Source organism: Bradyrhizobium sp. RDI18 (genome assembly GCF_043203335.1).
In the GTDB taxonomy this organism is placed as follows: Bacteria; Pseudomonadota; Alphaproteobacteria; order Rhizobiales; family Xanthobacteraceae; genus Bradyrhizobium; species Bradyrhizobium retamae.
This window is the reverse complement of the sequence record NZ_JBICRN010000008.1, coordinates 828,208-845,292: the sequence shown is the minus strand read 5'-3', so window position 1 is coordinate 845,292 and position 17,085 is coordinate 828,208. Positions and strand designations below refer to the sequence as shown.

15 protein-coding genes and 1 pseudogene are annotated in these 17,085 nt (G+C 60.6%); 7 read left to right on the top strand and 9 right to left on the bottom strand.

From position 1 onward, the window contains the following. Nucleotides 1-280 precede the first annotated feature (280 nt). Nucleotides 281-1,199, top strand: a pseudogene (locus tag ACFXS9_RS12825) (amino acid ABC transporter substrate-binding protein). Nucleotides 1,200-1,278: 79 nt separating this feature from the next. Here the strand turns inward: ACFXS9_RS12825 and ACFXS9_RS12820 are convergent. Continuing rightward, nucleotides 1,279-2,289 carry a C-terminal binding protein gene (locus tag ACFXS9_RS12820; protein WP_392689341.1) on the bottom strand — a complete coding sequence of 337 codons (1,011 nt, stop codon included), beginning with the start codon at nucleotides 2,287-2,289 and terminating at the stop codon, nucleotides 1,279-1,281. A gap of 310 nt (nucleotides 2,290-2,599) precedes the next feature. Here ACFXS9_RS12820 and ACFXS9_RS12815 point away from each other — a divergent pair, with 310 nt between their 5' ends. Beyond that, entirely contained in the window at nucleotides 2,600-3,055 is a 456-nt protein-coding gene (locus tag ACFXS9_RS12815; RefSeq protein ID WP_334380476.1) for a phosphonopyruvate decarboxylase, read from the top strand. An 83-nt stretch (nucleotides 3,056-3,138) separates the two neighbouring features. Next, complete coding sequence (locus ACFXS9_RS12810; RefSeq protein WP_392689339.1) at nucleotides 3,139-3,660, top strand: thiamine pyrophosphate-dependent enzyme; 522 nt, start codon at nucleotides 3,139-3,141, stop codon at nucleotides 3,658-3,660. 18 nt (nucleotides 3,661-3,678) lie between these two features. Here the strand turns inward: ACFXS9_RS12810 and ACFXS9_RS12805 are convergent, their stop codons facing one another. From ACFXS9_RS12805 to ACFXS9_RS12770, 8 genes are all read right to left on the bottom strand, one after another. Continuing rightward, nucleotides 3,679-4,593: a LysR family transcriptional regulator gene (locus ACFXS9_RS12805; protein WP_392689337.1), complete on the bottom strand. Its 915-nt coding sequence runs from the start codon at nucleotides 4,591-4,593 to the stop codon at nucleotides 3,679-3,681. A 115-nt stretch (nucleotides 4,594-4,708) separates the two neighbouring features. Further along, the gene (locus ACFXS9_RS12800) at nucleotides 4,709-6,085 is read right to left on the bottom strand and encodes an FAD-binding oxidoreductase (RefSeq protein WP_392689335.1); all 1,377 of its coding nucleotides are present in this window, start codon (nucleotides 6,083-6,085) and stop codon (nucleotides 4,709-4,711) included. 53 nt (nucleotides 6,086-6,138) lie between these two features. Next, a complete protein-coding gene (gene trxB, locus ACFXS9_RS12795; RefSeq protein ID WP_392689333.1) occupies nucleotides 6,139-7,119 on the bottom strand; it encodes a thioredoxin-disulfide reductase in 981 nt (326 codons plus the stop codon). 17 nt (nucleotides 7,120-7,136) lie between these two features. Next, nucleotides 7,137-8,036, bottom strand: a complete 900-nt coding sequence (locus tag ACFXS9_RS12790; protein ID WP_392689331.1) for an ABC transporter permease — start codon at nucleotides 8,034-8,036, stop codon at nucleotides 7,137-7,139. A 4-nt stretch (nucleotides 8,037-8,040) separates the two neighbouring features. Continuing rightward, nucleotides 8,041-8,871, bottom strand: coding sequence for an ABC transporter ATP-binding protein (locus ACFXS9_RS12785; protein WP_392689329.1), 831 nt, complete (start codon nucleotides 8,869-8,871; stop codon nucleotides 8,041-8,043). A gap of 2 nt (nucleotides 8,872-8,873) precedes the next feature. Next, nucleotides 8,874-9,878, bottom strand: a complete 1,005-nt coding sequence (locus ACFXS9_RS12780) for an ABC transporter substrate-binding protein (protein WP_392689327.1) — start codon at nucleotides 9,876-9,878, stop codon at nucleotides 8,874-8,876. 45 nt (nucleotides 9,879-9,923) lie between these two features. Then, complete coding sequence (locus ACFXS9_RS12775) at nucleotides 9,924-11,150, bottom strand: CaiB/BaiF CoA transferase family protein (protein ID WP_392689325.1); 1,227 nt, start codon at nucleotides 11,148-11,150, stop codon at nucleotides 9,924-9,926. Nucleotides 11,151-11,157: 7 nt separating this feature from the next. Continuing rightward, nucleotides 11,158-12,375, bottom strand: coding sequence for an acyl-CoA dehydrogenase (locus tag ACFXS9_RS12770; RefSeq protein WP_392689323.1), 1,218 nt, complete (start codon nucleotides 12,373-12,375; stop codon nucleotides 11,158-11,160). Between the two features lie 101 nt (nucleotides 12,376-12,476). On the opposite strand from ACFXS9_RS12770, the gene ACFXS9_RS12765 reads away from it, so the two are divergent. The 4 genes from ACFXS9_RS12765 (at nucleotide 12,477) to ACFXS9_RS12750 (ending at nucleotide 17,023) form a co-directional block, all read left to right on the top strand. After that, nucleotides 12,477-13,394, top strand: a complete 918-nt coding sequence (locus ACFXS9_RS12765) for a LysR family transcriptional regulator (RefSeq protein ID WP_392699756.1) — start codon at nucleotides 12,477-12,479, stop codon at nucleotides 13,392-13,394. A 116-nt stretch (nucleotides 13,395-13,510) separates the two neighbouring features. Then, nucleotides 13,511-14,635 (top strand): hypothetical protein, encoded by a 1,125-nt coding sequence (locus ACFXS9_RS12760; protein ID WP_392689321.1) that lies wholly within the window; start codon nucleotides 13,511-13,513, stop codon nucleotides 14,633-14,635. A 20-nt stretch (nucleotides 14,636-14,655) separates the two neighbouring features. Next, nucleotides 14,656-15,210 (top strand): UGSC family (seleno)protein, encoded by a 555-nt coding sequence (locus ACFXS9_RS12755; protein ID WP_392689319.1) that lies wholly within the window; start codon nucleotides 14,656-14,658, stop codon nucleotides 15,208-15,210. A 157-nt stretch (nucleotides 15,211-15,367) separates the two neighbouring features. Beyond that, nucleotides 15,368-17,023 (top strand): thiamine pyrophosphate-binding protein, encoded by a 1,656-nt coding sequence (locus tag ACFXS9_RS12750; RefSeq protein ID WP_392689317.1) that lies wholly within the window; start codon nucleotides 15,368-15,370, stop codon nucleotides 17,021-17,023. Nucleotides 17,024-17,085: the final 62 nt, after the last annotated feature.

Below are 17,085 nucleotides of genomic sequence, written 5' to 3'. Positions count from 1 at the left end.
CGCGCGCCACGAAAGCCCCCCATAGGCTCCAGTGGCGCGCGGATACTAAGGGACCGGACGCAATCGTGGAAATCGCGAAAATGTCTTTCGACATTGACGGCGTGAATGGTCGCCGTCAGCTCTTCACCAGCGGGCAACCGACCTCTGCCAGCGGCTTGACGGTCTCTTCGGCCATCATCCAACGGACAAATGACGCCATTTCAAATATCCATTATTGCCAACCCGTCGCCGCCCCTAGCCTCGACGAGCATCAATGCGATCTAGCAAGGAGGCAGGGACGATGCACATTCGGCAAACACTGAAGTATGCGACCGTCGCGCTCGTTGGAAGTGGCGCGATATCCTTGGCGAACGCTCAAACCTCGTCAACCACGCTCAAGACCATCAAAGAGCGGGGCGCGATATCCGTCGGGCACAGAGAAAGCCTCATTCCATTTTCCTATTACGACCAGGATCAGAAGGTCGTCGGCTATTCCGCCGAAATCTGTCTAGAAATCATCCCAGCCATTGCGAAGGCCGCGGGCGTCGACAATCTCAAGATCGTTCCTGTGCCTGTGAGTTCGTCGAGATCGCATTCCCTTGCTCGCCAACTGGACGATCGACATGGAATGCGGCGCGACCACAAATAACACCGAGCGCCAGCAGCACGTGTCGTTTTCCGTAACCCATTTCGTCACTTCAAATCGTTTCGTCGCGAAGAAGACCCAGAACTTGGCCAAGTTCGACGACTTGAAGGGCAAGACTGTCGTCTCGGTATCGGGCACGACGAACATCAAACAATTGACCGAGTTAAACGCCACGAGGAACCTCGGCATCAACATCCTTGCGGTGAAGGATCACGCGGAAGCCTTCCTGGCTGTCGAGACGGACCGAGCGATGGCCTTCGTGATGGATGACGTGATCCTCGCCGGCTTCGTCAGCGGCTCGAAGGATCCATCTGCCTATCAGATATCTCAGGAGCCGCTGTCTCTTGAGCCTTATGGCTTCATGATGAGGCGCGACGATCCCGAGTTCAAGACGGTCGTCGACAAGGCGATTGCGGATCTCTTCAAGAGCCCGAAGATGAAGGAGATCTACGCGAAGTGGTTCCTCCGACCAATTCCTCCCCGCGGCAACACTCTGGCTATGCCTATCAGCGACGCGCTGTCGAAGGTCTTGGCTGCACCGACCGATAGCGCGGATCCGGCCGCGTATAGGTAGTCATCTTCGGCCGTCCCAGGGCCGACGAGGAGCATGGAAGAAATCCGCAGCGACATCGACGACCGCGCGCGTTCGGACGTTAGACCAGTAGCCATTGTTCACGAATCTCCGGATTGAGCGCGTTCGGCGGCCAATTTCCGAGCAGAATGCGTTTGGCCGTCTCGGCCGCGAACCTATGCATCTCGGCTTGGGACTCGACGGAGTAGTACGCTGTGTGAGGGTTGATGATGCATCGGCCGACGATCCACGGCAATCGATCGTGCCAGGCTTTGATCAAGCGGTTATTCGGTTGAGGCGGCTCCTCCGGCATTACGTCGAATCCCACAGCGCCGAGACGACCGCCTTCTAGAGCGTCCGCTATCACGTCGAGCTCTCGAACGACGCCGCCTCGTGACGTGTTGATCAGGATGGCGCCCGGCTTCATTGCTTCGACGAACCTGCGATCGACGAAGCCAGCCGTTTCGGCATTCAGCGGCGTGTGGAGAGAAACCACGTCGCACTCCTCCAACAAGCTCGCGAGCGTTTCCGCTCGCCTGCTTGCCAGCACCTTCTCGAAGCCGGTGGGCACATATGGATCAAAGAATTGGGTCTGGAAGCCGAGCGCCTTGAATTTCAAGAGAGCGGCACTCCCGATCCGTCCGGCTCCGACGATACCAACCATGGTCCGGTTCGTGCGACGAATCGTGGCTTGTACGTTCTCCTGCCAGTTAGAGGGCAATTTCCTGGCGATCTCGTCGTATTTGAGAATGCCGCGAACTAGCGCGAAGGCCATCGCAACAGCCGTGTCCGCTACTTCATCGACGCCGTAAGCCGGATTGTTGCAGGCGACCACGCCGTGCCGCGTCGCGGCCTCCACGTCGATGTTATCAAAGCCGACGCCGTAGCGGACGACCCCGCAGATCCGGGGATGCGCGCTCAAAAACTCATCGTCGACTCGATGGCGCCAAACGACCGCCACTCTGGTCTCGGCGTTCAACTGATCACCGAGCGCGTCACCCAGTACCTCGCGGGCGATGGACCAATCCTTGACGTGGTCCGTGATGACGACAGATCCGCGCGGGAGCTCGGCGTTCTTCGAAGTCGCGCTCATCGGAAGCTCCTGGATCGATCCCCTTGTTCAGGCGCCCGATCCTCGGCCCGTCGCCGGCGCGACGCTAATCGCGCTTCGATATGTCATCATTCACAGGGCGGATTGACCCATGGGAAATATCGATTGGCTCCTGAATGGCCCCTCCCCTATGGTGACGCAGCCCCCATCAACCGAGGAGGGCCGAAGCGGAGCAGGAATCCGACCAAACATGACTTCCCGCAGGCACTCCGACGCTCCGGCGTCGCATCCCGCACAAGCCTCCTGGACAGATCAGGTCTATCGGGCGCTGAAGGACTTCGGCATCAAGCAAGTGCCCTACCTGCCGGACGGATCGCTCGCACCGCTGATCGACCTTTGCCGCGAGGACTCCTCCATGCGCGCCATCCCGCTCACGACGGAAGAGGAAGGCGTCATGCTGCTCGCGGGCGCCTGGCTTGGCGGCGATCGCTCCGCCCTCCTCATGCAGTGCGGCGGAGTGGGCAACTGCGTGAACATGTTCTCCCTGCTGACGACCTGCACGTTCCCGGCCGTCATGGTCGTGACCATGCGCGGCGTTTGGGGTGAGTTCAATCCGTGGCAGGTCCCGATGGGAAAGGCGACCCGCGGATGCTTTGAGCTGTTCGGGTTCAGCATTTACAACCTCACGGACGCCTCTCGCGCCGGCGACACCATGAGGGCCGCGCTTCAGCACGCGTTCAGCGGCAACGAGCGCGTCGTGCTCCTGGTCGAGCAGAGCATGCTCGGCGCCAAATCCTTCAACAACTGAAAGCGCCTTTCATGCCCGAAGACAGCAGACTTCAGCGCCGGTGGGTGGTCGAGAAGCTTCTCGCTGATCGCGGAGACAGGCTGGTGATCGCGGGAGTCGGTTCGACCGTTTGGGATTGCGCCGCCGCCGGCGATCATCCGCTGACCTTTCCGCTCTGGAACGCGATGGGTGCCGCCGCGATGGTCGGTCTCGGCGTCGCGGTCGCCCAGCCGGCTCGCGAGGTCCTGGTCATCACCGGAGACGGTGAGATCTTGATGCAGGTCGGTGCGCTGGCCACGATCGCGGCACAGAAGCCGACGGATCTGAGCATCGTTGTACTCGACAACGAGTGCTACTTCGAAACCGGGGCGCAACCCACCCATACGGGTATGGGCGTCGATCTGACCGCCGTCGCCTCCGGTTTCGGCATCGGCGAATCCCATATGGTCCGTTCCGAGGAAGACGTCGACAGGCTCTGCGGACGGATCCGCCAGAAGGAGAGTACCCTGTTCGCCCAAGTGAAGATCGACGCGAGTCCCGTGCCGCGCGTTATGCCGCCACGCGACGGCTCCTATCTCAAGGACCGTTTCCGATCCGCTCTTCTCGGTGCAGCGGCGTTCGAATAGTAGCTTGCCCGGGCCCGCTCAGTCACTTTCGGGAAGGCCCCGCGCGGCATCAACGAAGATCGAACGCAACCAATTCAGGTCCTGACTGGCGTCGTGCCTTCGGTGCCAATACATCGACCATTCGAAGGGGTCGGAGGCGAACGGCAAATCCCGGATCGCGAGATCTTCCGCGACCATCGCGAAGGCCAGGCGACGTGGCATGACCGACAGGAGGTCGGAATCCCGCAGCACGTGCGGGACGAGCAGCCAGTGCGGGACGTTCACCGCGACCCGGCGGGTCAACCCTTGCCGGGCGAGCACGTCGTCCACGAAGCGGAGATCGGTCGGCGACATCGAGACCTTGAGGTGCGTCGCCTGGAGGAACGTCTCCATCGTCAGGGGTCGCTGCGCCAAAGGGTGTCCTTCGCGCATGACGCACACCATCCGGTCTTTCATCAGGACGACCGACTTGATGGAATTCGAATGCGCCAAGCCCATGCTGATCGCCAGGTCGATCTCGTCCTTCTCGAGAGCCTCGACCGTCTGCGTCGGCGAGTAGTGCACGACGTCGAGCTGCGCGAAGGGCGCCATCGTTTCGATGGCTTTTCCGACGGCCGGAAGGAGAAGACGGCTGAGAAGGTCGGACAACCTGACGGAAAAGCTCCGTGTGGTCGTGGTCGGATCGAAAGCGGCTTCGCTATCTAGAAGGCGCTCTAGCTGCCGCAAAAGCCGCTTCACCGGCTCCGCCAGTTCGATCGCGCGTGGCGTGGCCTGCATCCCGTTGGCCGTGCGCACCAGAAGCTCGTCCTTAAAGATGTGACGTAGCCTAGAGAGCGCATTGCTCATGGCCGGCTGGCTAAGGCCAATTCTGTCAGCCGCGCGGGTTACGTGAAGGTCCGTGAGAAGAGCGTTGAGAGCGACCAAAAGGTTGAGATCGACGGATCTGAGATTCATGACGAACTCTGAGCAAGCCTACGATCATTGATTTAGCAAATAATGCATCAAATACAATCCATTGAACAAATTTCCATTGGCCCTCCGCCCCCTAGACAGCAAATGCGTGAATAGCCTAGCCGAGTTTTAGCACTTTGCCTGGATTCATCAGATTTGCCGGATCCAGCGCTCTCTTTATCTGACGCATCAAGTGGAGTTCAGGCTCAGAGCGTCTCCGCTCAAGATACTCCAGCTTCGCCACGCCGATACCATGTTCGGCAGAAAATGTTCCCCCTAACGAGCCTACGATGTCATAGACGATTGCGGCGACGTCATTCGCTTCCGAAGACGAAGGTGCGCCAGCAGAATGCGGACGTATGACGTTCATATGTATGTTGCCATCGCCTAAATGACCGAACGGAAGGACGAGCAGACCCGGGAAGCGCCGTTCTATCTCCGCGCGGCACCGCACCAGTAATTCACCGACACGCGATACCGGAACGGCAACATCGTGCTTCATGTTGATGCCGGCTCTCCTTTGCGCTTCACCCTGGTCCTCCCGCAACCGCCAAAACGTCGCCCGTTGTTGCACGCTCTGGGCAATGGCTGCATCGATAACGATATCGCCCTCGATTGCCGCGCCCAGCGCACGCTCCAGCCTCTCCCGAAGCGAGAGATCCGAATCGTTGGAGCTTAGTTCAACGAGAACGAAGTGGCCCGCCACCGCCAACGGTGGGCGCAGTCGCATGTCCTCGGCCACCATCCTCAAGCTGGCACCCGACATGTATTCTACGGCCCTGACGCAATCGCCGCATTCGAGCCGTAGCATCTCCCAGAACTTGCTTACGTCCTCTTCCGTCCGCAGCGAGCACATCGCGACCTCGCAAGCCCGTGATTTGGGCACAAGCCTCACCGCGGCGGCCGTGATGATACCGAGTGTGCCCTCCGAGCCGGCAAATAGGTGACGAAGCGAATATCCGGTGTTGTCCTTACGCAGGGTCCGCAGCCCGTTCCAGACGGTCCCGTCGGGCAAAACCACCTCGAGCCCAAGCACCAGGTCGCGTGCACCGCCGTAGCGGACAGCGGAGGTCCCGCCGGCGTTGGTCGCGATTGCGCCTCCGATTGTCGCGCTGCCCTCCGCCGCGAACGAGAGCGGAAACAGGGCGCCAGAGTCGGCAGCGGCGGATTGCACCTCCAAAACCGTTGCTCCCGCCTCCGCAATGATCGACATGTCTGCGGCGTCGACGTTGCGGATCCGCCTTAGTCGACCGGTCGACAAAACGACTTGGGTACCGCTTCCGTCTGGCGTCGCGGCGCCAGTCAAGCCGGTGTTGCCTCCCTGTGGAACGATGGCGATTTGATTGTCCCTGCAGAACAAGACCACATCGCCTACCTCGCGGACGGTCGAGGGACGCAGCACGCAGAGCGGTCGGCCTTTGAAGATGCCTCGCCAATCTGTCGCATACGGCCCCATCGCTTCGGGCTCGGCGAGACAGCCGGTCGGTCCAAGCATGTACCTGAACTGATCGACATATATCAGATGGCCTTCCGGTGGCCAGACGCGTGTCATGCCGCCTCTATTTCCGCGAGGGCTCCCTGGCGAGAATCCGAGTGGATGGTCAAGTACCGATCTGCTTCGAGAGCCGCCATACAGCCCAGGCCCGCCGCTGTGACGGCTTGACGATAAATGCCGTCCGCGACGTCGCCCGCGGCGAAAACGCCCGGAATGCTGGTCGTCGTCGTTCCAGGCGTCACCTTCACGTATCCGTCCGGGTGCAAGTCGACTTTGCCTTCCAGCAGTCCACTGGCGGGCGCGTGTCCTATGGCGATGAACACCCCATCCACATCGATCTTATCAGTCGTCCCGTCGATTGTGCTTCTGAGAAGGAGACCTGACACTTTGGCCGGAGCGGTATCGCCAACAAAGGATTGGATCTCGCTGTTCCACCGGATCGCAATCTTTTGGTTGCCAAACAGGCGCTCCTGCAGAATGCGCTCGGCGCGTAGGGTGTCGCGTCGATGGACGAGAACAACCTCGCTCGCGATGTTCGCTAGATAGAGCGCCTCTTCTACAGCCGTATTGCCCCCGCCCACGACCGCTACTCGCTTTCCACGAAAGAAGAAGCCATCGCAAGTGGCGCATGCCGACACTCCAAAGCCGCGGAACGTCTCCTCGGACGGAATGCCAAGCCACTTCGCTTGAGCGCCCGTCGCATAGATTAGCGCATCACAGAGGTAGTGGTCGCCGCTATCCCCGATCAAACGAAATGGACGTCGCTCGGCTTCGATCGAAACGATGTGATCGTAGATGATGCGCGTTCCCATATGCTCGGCCTGCGCTTGCATCTGCTCGACGAGCCAGGGTCCCTGGATGACGTTGGCGAACCCCGGATAGTTCTCGACGTCGGTGGTTGTGATCAGTTGTCCTCCGGGCTGCATGCCGGTCAGGAGTATCGGCCGGCGGCTGGCGCGCGCAGTGTAGATCGCGGCCGTGTACCCGGCTGGGCCCGCGCCCAGGATGATGATGTCCGTCCGGTGTTCGGTCATTTGTCGTCCTCGTTTGACTAGAACTTCTGCATTCCCCAACGCCGAACCGTCTTGCGTTCGATCGTCCTGAAGATCACGCTCTCCACGAGCAGGCCGATGAGGATGACGCACAGCAGTCCTGCGAATACGTTTGCAGTCTCCAGATTGTTGCGGTTTTCGTAGATGAACCAGCCGAGGCCACCCTGCCCCGAGCTCACGCCAAAAACGAGTTCTGCGGCTATCAGGGTTCGCCAGGCGAAGGCCCAACCGATTTTGAGGCCGGCCAGGATCGACGGGAGCGCCGCCGGTATCAGAATTTCGGCGACAAGCGAAAGGCCTCGGAGGCCGAAGCAGCGCCCCGCCATCCGAAGGGTCTCGCTGACGGATTGGAAACCCGTATGCGTGCTCAGGGCGACGGCCCAGAGGACGGAGTTAATGATCACGAAAACCAGACTTCCCATGCCGAGGCCGAACCAGAGCAATGCAAGTGGCAGCAGCGCCACGGCGGGCAGTGGATTGAACATCGAGGTCAGAGTGGACAACACATCGCTGCCGAAGCGCGTCGTGGAGGCCAGGATTGTGATTGCCGCCGCCGCGGCGATGCCAGCGGAATAGCCGATCACGAGAACTTTCATGGTCATCAGTATGCGCATGACGAGGCCGCCCGAAGTGAGCGACGACACGAGAGCGACCATCACCTCGGAAAGGCGCGGCATCATGAGCGGATTATCGAGATAGGTCGCATAGCCTTCCCAGACAGCAGCCAAGATTCCAACGACGATGAGCCGGCGGACTATGGTGCTTTGAAGGATGCGCTCATGCAGCGGTAGCGGACATTCCACCTCGGCCGAAGGCTCGACCACGCTTTGGAGTTCGAATTCGTCGCGAACCGGAGGGAGTACAAGTGCCAGTCCGGCAGTCTGCTCGATCGTTGCCATCGCTTTACTGTCCTTTCGGATGCCGCGGACATGCCGTGAAGAGCATGTGATGGATGCGGGCGCAGAGATTTCCGAACTCCGCAGTTCCAAGGTCGCCAAAGGCGAACTGATGCGCGTTGATCTCGGCACGGACCTGCCCCGGATGGGGCGTCAACACCAGAATACGCGAGCCCACCACCACGGCTTCCTCAATGGAGTGCGTGACGAACAGGATGGTGGAATGCGTACCGCTCCAAAGCTCCAGGAGGTCGTCTTGCATCTTCCGCCTGGTCAGGGCGTCGAGTGCGGCGAACGGCTCATCCATGAGCAGGATCTTGGGCTCCATCGCCATCGCACGCGCGATGGCGACCCGCTGCTTCATGCCTCCCGAAAGCGTATGCGGATATGCGTTGCCGAACTTTTCGAGGCCAACCTTGGCGGTGAACAGTCGTGCCCGGTCGAGAACCTCGGCTGAAGACCATTTCTTGGACTTCTGCATGGGATACGCGACGTTCTGGAGTATCGTCTTCCAGGGCAGCAACTGGTCGAATTCTTGGAAGACCATCATTCGGTCCGGCCCCGGCGCATCAACGATGCGGCCATCGAGCCTGATCTCGCCGGCCGCCGGCTTCAGGAAGCCGCCAACTGCCTTGAGCAACGACGATTTTCCGCAACCGGAAGCGCCCAGCAGGATGAACCTGTCGCCCCGGTATACGTCGAAGCTCACGTCGTGCGCCGCCGTGACGATGCTGGCGTCAGTTCGGTAGCGCAGCGTCACGTTCTGCAGGCGCAGCACCGGTTTCGCGTCACCGGCACCGTAGGCCTGCTTGATCTGGGGCTGATTGATCATGTTCATCGTCAGCTTCCCTGCCTTTCCTGAATGAACGGAAAGAACACATCCTGCCACTTGGCGGGCTTCGACTTGAGTTGACCCGTACGCTGCATGAAGTCGGCGTAGGTCATGACGCCACCAGGCGAGACGCTGAACACGTTCTCGGGATCCCGCAGAATACGTTCTACGTACTCGACATTCATGGATTTGGACGGTTCGTGCTTGAGATAGAGCGCGGCCGCTTTGGCCGGATCCGCCTTGATCCGCTGCATCGCGGTGTCCATGGCCTTCACCATTGCCGCGGAGACCTTGGGATTTTGATCGACAAATCGGGCGGTTGCAGCGAGCAGAACGAACGTCGACGATTTTCCGAGGATGTCCTCGGAACTCAAGATTCTATGCACGCGCTTGTCGTCGGCCTCGAACTGAGCGAACGGCGCGTTGGTGAAATGGGCGGTGACTTCGGTGCCCGACAACATCGCCGCCATGGCATCCGGATGCGGCAGAGCGACCACGTTGGTGTCGAGCTTCTTGGCATCGCCCAGCAATTTCTCCGCCGCCATTCGAAGGCAGAGATTCTGGGGCGCCGTGATCGCCGGCGTCGCGATGCGATCTTGCGGCGTGAAGTCGGCAATCGTCTTTATCCGCTCGACCACGGTGTTGAGAACCATGGGAAACGATGAGCATCCGACCAGCCCCTTGACGCCGCCGCGCGTCTTCTCGGCGATGATTAGCAGCGAGGGCACTCCCATTACCCCCATATCGGCTGTTCCCGCGAGCAGCCCTTCGTTCACGGCCGTTGAGCCGCTGACCCTCTGGAGTTTCAGCTCGATGCGCGGATCACCTTGCTCGGCAAGCGCGGCGCCGAGGAGCCTTTCATCCTCGATCATCATCAACGGCAGATATGAGACGCCATACTGTATGATGGCGCGCACTTCGGTAGCCGACTGCGCCTTCGCTATGGCCGGGAGAGCCATCGCTCCGGCTATGGCGCCGAGCGCCTTCCGGCGCGAAAATTCGATCCTTGTCATGTTTCCTCGCTCCTACTGTTATGCGCTTCCGCTTCTTCGGCGGATTCACGCGCTGCGTTTCGAGATGACCCCTTTTTCCGCCAAGCGGTTCAGTTCGGACTCCGGCATTGCGAGATCGCCCCGCACGACCTGAGATGTGTGAGACCCGAGACGCGGCGGTGCACGACCATATTCGATCGGTGTCCGCGAAAACCTGATCGGATTGCCGATCATTTTCGTCGGAGGTCCTCCGGCGTACAGGCTCTGCTCGACGACCAGGCCCCGCGAAACAACGTGGGGATCGGCGAACACCTCATGCATTTCGTTGATCGGCCCCGCCGGTATCTTCTCGCCGTCGAGCGCCCGGAGAAGCTCCATCTTGCCTCGCATCCGGATTTTCTCGGTGAGTATCCCGACGAGTTCGCCCCGATTCCTCACTCGGTCCTCGTTCCGTTGAAAACGCCGATCGGTCGACAGTTCGGGGATGCCGAGGATGGAGACGAAGCGAACAAACTGCGCATCGTTACCAACCGCGACGACGATGTGACCGTCGCACGTGGCGAATGCCTGATACGGCACGATATTCGGATGGGCGTTACCGTGCCGCTGCGGCGCCTTGCCGGATGCAAGGAAGTTCATTCCCTGATTGGCGAGGGTCGCGATCTGCACGTCGAGAAGTGCAAGATCGATATGCTGCCCCTCCCCGCTGGTCTGCCGCTCGTTCAAGGCCGCAAGGACGGCGACCGTGGCATACAACCCCGTGAAGATATCCGCGACCGCGACGCCAACCTTCATCGGCTCGCCGTCCGCAGCGCCCGTGATGCTCATCAGCCCGCCCATGGCCTGCACCAGCAGGTCGTAACCAGGTTTGTCCTTGTAGGGCCCGGTCTGCCCGAAGCCGGAGATCGAACAGTAGATCAGCCTTGGGTTGACGGCCGAGAGGGCTTCGTAATCGAGCCCCAGGCGCCTCAAGCCGCCCACCTTGAAGTTTTCGACCACCACGTCGCAGGACCTTGCCAAGGCGGAGACGATCTCACGCCCCTCCTGGGTGCTGAAATCGACGGAGACCGACTTCTTGCCCCGGTTGGCCGCGAGGTAATAGGCGCTGAACAGGTCGCTTTCGTCTTCTCCCGTGACGAACGGTGGTCCCCAACCCCGTGTATCGTCGCCTTCGCCAGGCCGTTCGACCTTGATGACCTCGGCTCCGAGATCAGCCAGAAGCTGCGTCGCCCAGGGGCCGGCGAGGATCCGGCTTAGATCGAGAACGCGCAAACCGTCCAAGCATGGTTTCATGGCCGCCTCACGAAAACGCCTGAATGCCGGTGATCGCACGGCCGAGGATCAGTGCATGCACGTCATGGGTACCTTCGTAGGTATTCACCGTCTCCAGATTCTGGGCGTGTCGCATGACCTGAAATTCGCTGGAAATCCCGTTGCCGCCGTGCATGTCGCGGGCAATGCGCGCGATGTCGAGGGCCTTGCCGCAGTTATTGCGCTTGACGATTGAGATCATTTCAGGAGCCATCTGGCCCGAATCCATCAATCGCCCGACTTGCAAGGATGCCTGTAGACCCAGGGCTATCTCGGTTTGCATGTCGGCAAGCTTCTTCTGCACCAATTGCGTGGCCGCGAGCGGCCGACCGAACTGCTTGCGGTCCAGCACGTATTGCCTGGCGCGATGGAAGCAGTCTTCGGCGGCTCCGATCGCGCCCCAGGAAATGCCGTAACGCGCCCGGTTGAGACAGCCGAAAGGTCCCTTGAGCCCGGAGACGTTGGGCAACAGGGCGCTTTCCGGAACGACCACGCCGTCCATGACGATCTCGCCGGTAATCGAGGCGCGCAACGAGAGCTTGCCCTTGATCTTCGGTGCCGATAGGCCTGCCATTCCTTTCTCGAGAATGAACCCGCGAATTTGGTTATCGTGAGCCGCCGATTTCGCCCAGACGACGAACACGTCGGCGATGGGCGCGTTCGAGATCCACATCTTCGAGCCGGTCAGCCGATAGCCGTCCGAAATTTTTTCAGCGCGGGTTTTCATGGCGCCCGGATCGGATCCAGCATCCGGCTCAGTCAGTCCGAAGCAGCCGACCCACTCGCCGGTGGCGAGCTTCGGCAAGAATTTCTTGCGCTGGGCGTCGTCGCCGTACGCATAGATCGGATACATCACGAGCGAGGACTGCACGCTGTTCATCGAGCGATAGCCTGAGTCGACCCGCTCGATCTCGCGCGCCACCAAGCCATACGACACGTAGCCAGCGTCAGCGCAGCCGTATTCTTCCGGGAAGGTGACGCCGATCAGACCCAGTTCGCCCATCTCGCGAAAGATCTCGCGATCCGTCTCTTCGTTGAGGTAGGCGTCGGTTGCGCGTGGCAGCAGTTTTTCCTGCGCATAATCCCGCGCGGTATTCCGAATCATCCGCTCGTCTTCGGTGAGTTGCTGCTCGAGCAGGAAGGCGTCGTCCCATCGAAACTGAGGATAGGACGTCCTTGGACGCGGCGCTCGTTCCGATTGACCCATCTGTCGCTCCAAGCTGCTGGCGCGATGACCGTCCAACGAACGGGTGGCTATATCAAGGAGTTTCTGATATCATCGATAATTGCAAACGAGGTATAAATCACATGAAGAGCTCTGGCCTGCCCGATCTCACCTCACGTCAGCTAGAGACGGTTTTGGCGCTGGCCGAATACGGCAGTTTCATCGCTGCGGCGGCATTGCTGAAGACCTCACAGCCCGCGGTAACGCGCACGGTCAAGCATGTGGAGGAAGTGCTCGGGATCAAGCTTTTTGATCGCAGCACGCGCTCGGTGCAGATAACCGCCGCGGGCAAGGAGTTCGTCGGCGTAGCAGGACGCATCCTGAACGACCTGAGAATCTCCATCCGCAGCATGCGTGAACTTTCCGATCAGCGCAGGGGCCAAGTCATCATCTCCAGCATCATGTCGGTCGCGAACGGAAGGCTCCCAGGTCTCGTGTCGGCATATCGTCTCGATCACCCAGGAATCGAACTCCATGTCCGTGACGGCGTGCACGGCACGGTCATGGAAGACGTGCGCAGCGGCGCCGCGGACTTCGGCATCACTTACCTCGATGATCTTCCGGATCCGTTCATGTCGGTTCCCCTCGGCAAGGAGGAGTTCACGGTGGTGCTTCCCCACCATCACGAACTGGCGAAGAAGAAGAGCCTTTCACTGTCCGACCTGAAGGGCGCGCCTCTCGTCTCTTTGCCAAGCGATTCCCGGACGCGGCGCGTCATCGACAGCGCGGCTTCGTCCATCGGATTGACATTGAACCACGTCGTTACGGTCTCGCAGTTTGCAACGATGCTCGGATTCGTGAGAGCGGGTATCGGTCTTGCGATCGCTCCCAAGAGCGGCGTCGCAAGTTTTCTTGGAAAGGAACTGAGCGCCGTACCTATTCGAGGGCGACCTCTCGCACGCGACCTTGGTGTCATAACTCTCGGGGAACGCGAGCCGTCGCCTGCGGCAGCCGGCCTGATGTCTCTGGTGCGGTCTTCCTGGAACAAGCCGGTCCCATAGCGCAGCCCGCCGCCATTTATACGGTTTTTGCATTAATCTAGGCTATCAGGATTTCCTTGGCATATAATGGATTGAGTCTAGGGTGAGCTCCGGGTTGAAACAGCCGGAGCGAGAAAATGGCACTTCAGGCATTGGAACAGGTCGGCACATCCGCCGCCGTCGAGAGCGTCCCGACGAACACTGATCTCATCGAACTTTATTACGAGCGGGGGTGGTCGGACGGACTTCCCGTCGTTCCTCCGACGCAGGACAAAATCGATGCGGTCGTCGCGGCCCTCGGCGGCGATCCGCAATTCGTCGAATGCAAGGTCGCGCCGCGCTGGGGTGCCCTCACCCGCGAAGTGCTTGCGATCAACATGGTGATGGCCGGTTGCCGCCCCGAATATGCTCCGATCGTCCGCGCGTCGATGCTGGCGCTCACCGATCGCGCATTCAACTTGAACGGTGTGCAAGCGACCACCCACGTTGCTTCTCCCCTTATCGTCGTGAATGGGCCGCTCGCGGCCGAAGTCGGCATGAATGGCGGCCCGAACGTCTTTGGATCGGGTAATCGCGCCAATGCGACGATCGGCCGGGCCGTGCGTCTTATCATGCTGAACGTTGGTGGCGGTTGGCCGCCGGACTTCGACAAGAGCACCCTCGGCCATCCCGGCAAGTACAGCTACTGCGTCGCGGAGAACGAGCTCGATAGCCCGTTCGCTCCGTACCATGTCGAGCATGGCTACAGCCCCATGGATTCGACCGTCTTCGCGATCGCGGCCGAGGCCCCGCACAGCGTCACGGACCACCAATGCAACGACCCGGAAGGCATCCTGGATACGATGTGCTCGGCGATGAGTACCATTGCTTCCAACTCGGCGGTTCTAGGCGGGCATTGCACCGTGGTGCTCGGTCTCGAGCATGCCAAGACTATCGCCAAGGCCGGTTGGACGCGCTCCGACATCCGCCATTATCTCTGGATGAACTCGGGCAACGCCTTCAAGGCAATCTCCCGGGATCACCGTTACGGCAAGGTTTACAATCGCAACCTGCCCAAGTGGCTGAAGCGGGATCCCGACAGCCGTATTCCGATCGTGCCCTCAGCTGACAACATCCACCTCTTCATCATGGGCGGACACGCCGGACGCTTCTCAGCCTTCATTCCCGGCTGGGGTCATATGAGCACGCCGGTTCTCAAGCCGATCAATCCTGCCGCCGGTCCGGCAGACGACGGATGCACCGACGGCGTGTGCGCGCTGTAAAAGACCAGGAGGAAATTGAAATGTTGATGAAGGTAACAGACGCCAACTCGGTCCTCGTGTTCGATCCTCGCGGCATCGTGGAGTCCGCGAACACGCCGATCGCGGCCCGCCCGAAAAAGCTGGACGGCCTGCGGCTCGCGATCCTCGACAATTCGAAGTGGAATGCGAACAAGATCCTGCGCACGTCCACCGTCGCCCTCGAAAAGACCGTGAAGTTCGCCAAGGTGAACTACTACGTGAAGCACAGCTTCTCGAAGGATGCGGCGCCGGAAATGATCGCCGAGATCGCCGCGAACAACGATCTTGTCCTGACCGCGATCGGCGATTGCGGCTCGTGCTGCTCGTGCTGCATCCGTGATTCCGTCGCTCTCGAGAAGCTCGGAATCCCTGCGGCCGCTATCATCACGACCGAGTTCGAACGCGAGACAGAACTCACGCGTACCGCGCTTGGGATGCAAGGACTGATCCCGGTCGTCATCGACCACCCGGTCAGCTCAATCACCCAAGCCGAAGTCGAATCGCGCGCTGCCCAGGTAGCTTTGCTGGCGCCGAAGGTCTGGCTGGGTCGCGAATAACTTCAACGTTTCTCCCGAAACTGGCGGCCCCGACTTGAAAGAGCCGGGGCTTTTTTTGACCGTCAATTCGCAGCCTTGCGCCTCAGTCGGCACCCTCCACGCCGCGCGCCGACGGAAGGCCCCAACGCAGCGTTCGAAGCCCTAGCGGAGTCGCCTCATGAATCGCATCACCGGCCGATCGGCTTTTCTTGCCCTTCTGAAGGATGAAGGCATCACCCATCTGTTCGGCAATCCGGGAACGACCGAGTTGCCCATCATGCATGCGCTCAAGGACCATCCCGATCTGACTTACGTGATGGCCATGCAGGAAAGCCTGGTAGTGGCAATCGCCGACGGCTTCAGCAGGGCGTCCGGCCGGCTCGTCGCTTGCAACGTTCACGTCGCTCCCGGTCTCGGAAACGCGATGGGCTCGCTTTACAACGCGAAATTCACCGGCACGCCGATGATCCTCACCGCCGGCCAGCAGGAGCAGGGCCATGGCCTCATGGAGCCGCTGCTGTACGACTCGCTGGTAAGGATGGCCGAGCCGCTCGTGAAATGGGCCGTGGAGGTGACGCGTCTAGAGGATCTGCCGCGCGTGGTACGGCGTGCCGCCAAGATCGCGACAACGCCGCCGACGGGGCCGGTGTTCATCTCCCTTCCGGGCGACATCCTGAACGGCGAAGCCGGAATCGATCTCGGTAGATCCACACGCGTCGATACGCGTGTCGCGCCATCGAGGGAGACCTTGCAAGCCCTCGTGCAGCGCATTTTGTCCGCCGAACGACCGGTCATCGTCGTCGGAGACGAAATCGTGAAAAGCGACGCGCTTGAGGAAGCTGCGCGATTTGCGAGTGTGCTCGGATGCCCGGTCTACCAGCAGACAATCGCCTACGGGGCGCATTTCCTCTCGGAGCATCCGTGTTTCATGGGACCGCTGCCCCGAGTTCAGAGGCAGACCAGCGAAATCATCGGCGCCCACGACCTGCTGATCGTCCTAGGCGCAGATCCGGTCCGCATGTCGGTCTTCAGCGAAAACGCGCCGCTCCCCAGCGACATGCCGATCGTGCAGATCGGGCTCGTCGACGGCGATCTGGCGAAGAACTTCCCGGTGGAGATTGCGCTCAAAGCCGACGTCAAGGAGACGCTTCGGGTCCTCACCCCCGCCCTTTCCACCACGGGAGGTAAGACCCTCGTCGAGCGGGCGCTGGCGGGTACCACTAAGTTTATGTCCGAGAACTGGTCGTCGAGACGAAAGGCGATAGTCGAGCAGATATCGGCGAAGTCCGGGGGCTCCCCGATCGATCCCGACTGGTTGGCTCTTCAAGTCATCGAAGCAATGCCACCCAATGCCATTCTCGTGGACGAAGGGCTGACGTCGTCACGCTACATCCCGTCATTGCGAGTACATCAGGATCGCTTCGGCTATCATGCGCTCGCATCGGGCGGAATCGGCTGGGGCCTGCCGGCTTCCGTCGGCGTCAGCCTTGCCAACCCGGACCGGCCGGTCGTCTGCTATTCGGGAGACGGAAGCGCGATGTACTCGATCCAATCCCTCTGGACCGCCGCCCATCACAAACTGCCGCTCACGGTCGTACTGGTGAACAACGGCGGCTATCGCATCATCAAGCAGCGATTGCTGGCGTTCCACCGAGATGATCATTTCGTCGGCATGGACTTTGCGGATCCCGCCGTCGATTTCACGGCGATTGCACGAGGGCTCGGATTGGAAGCTATTCGAATTGATGCGGCCGACGGGCTTGATGTCTTGCCTTCCGCGTTCAAGAGACCCGAGCCGAAACTAATCGAAGTGATGGTCGACAAGACGGTCTAGGTCGGCATCGACGATCACGCGAGGATACGCCGCGGCGGCCGAGAAAAAGCGAGAACGCGAAA

What these genes read in the sequence shown, in the direction of transcription:
- ACFXS9_RS12780 (WP_392689327.1), bottom strand. Translation starts at nt 9,878, where the DNA reads ATGACAAGGATCGAATTTTCGCGCCGGAAGGCGCTCGGCGCCATAGCC.
- ACFXS9_RS12785 (WP_392689329.1), bottom strand. Translation starts at nt 8,871, where the DNA reads ATGAACATGATCAATCAGCCCCAGATCAAGCAGGCCTACGGTGCCGGT.
- trxB (WP_392689333.1), bottom strand. Translation starts at nt 7,119, where the DNA reads ATGACCGAACACCGGACGGACATCATCATCCTGGGCGCGGGCCCAGCC.
- ACFXS9_RS12760 (WP_392689321.1), top strand. Translation starts at nt 13,511, where the DNA reads ATGGCACTTCAGGCATTGGAACAGGTCGGCACATCCGCCGCCGTCGAG.
- ACFXS9_RS12820 (WP_392689341.1), bottom strand. Translation starts at nt 2,289, where the DNA reads ATGAGCGCGACTTCGAAGAACGCCGAGCTCCCGCGCGGATCTGTCGTC.
- ACFXS9_RS12770 (WP_392689323.1), bottom strand. Translation starts at nt 12,375, where the DNA reads ATGGGTCAATCGGAACGAGCGCCGCGTCCAAGGACGTCCTATCCTCAG.
- ACFXS9_RS12790 (WP_392689331.1), bottom strand. Translation starts at nt 8,036, where the DNA reads ATGGCAACGATCGAGCAGACTGCCGGACTGGCACTTGTACTCCCTCCG.
- ACFXS9_RS12775 (WP_392689325.1), bottom strand. Translation starts at nt 11,150, where the DNA reads ATGAAACCATGCTTGGACGGTTTGCGCGTTCTCGATCTAAGCCGGATC.
- ACFXS9_RS12805 (WP_392689337.1), bottom strand. Translation starts at nt 4,593, where the DNA reads ATGAATCTCAGATCCGTCGATCTCAACCTTTTGGTCGCTCTCAACGCT.
- ACFXS9_RS12755 (WP_392689319.1), top strand. Translation starts at nt 14,656, where the DNA reads ATGTTGATGAAGGTAACAGACGCCAACTCGGTCCTCGTGTTCGATCCT.
- ACFXS9_RS12750 (WP_392689317.1), top strand. Translation starts at nt 15,368, where the DNA reads ATGAATCGCATCACCGGCCGATCGGCTTTTCTTGCCCTTCTGAAGGAT.
- ACFXS9_RS12765 (WP_392699756.1), top strand. Translation starts at nt 12,477, where the DNA reads ATGAAGAGCTCTGGCCTGCCCGATCTCACCTCACGTCAGCTAGAGACG.
- ACFXS9_RS12800 (WP_392689335.1), bottom strand. Translation starts at nt 6,085, where the DNA reads ATGCTTGGACCGACCGGCTGTCTCGCCGAGCCCGAAGCGATGGGGCCG.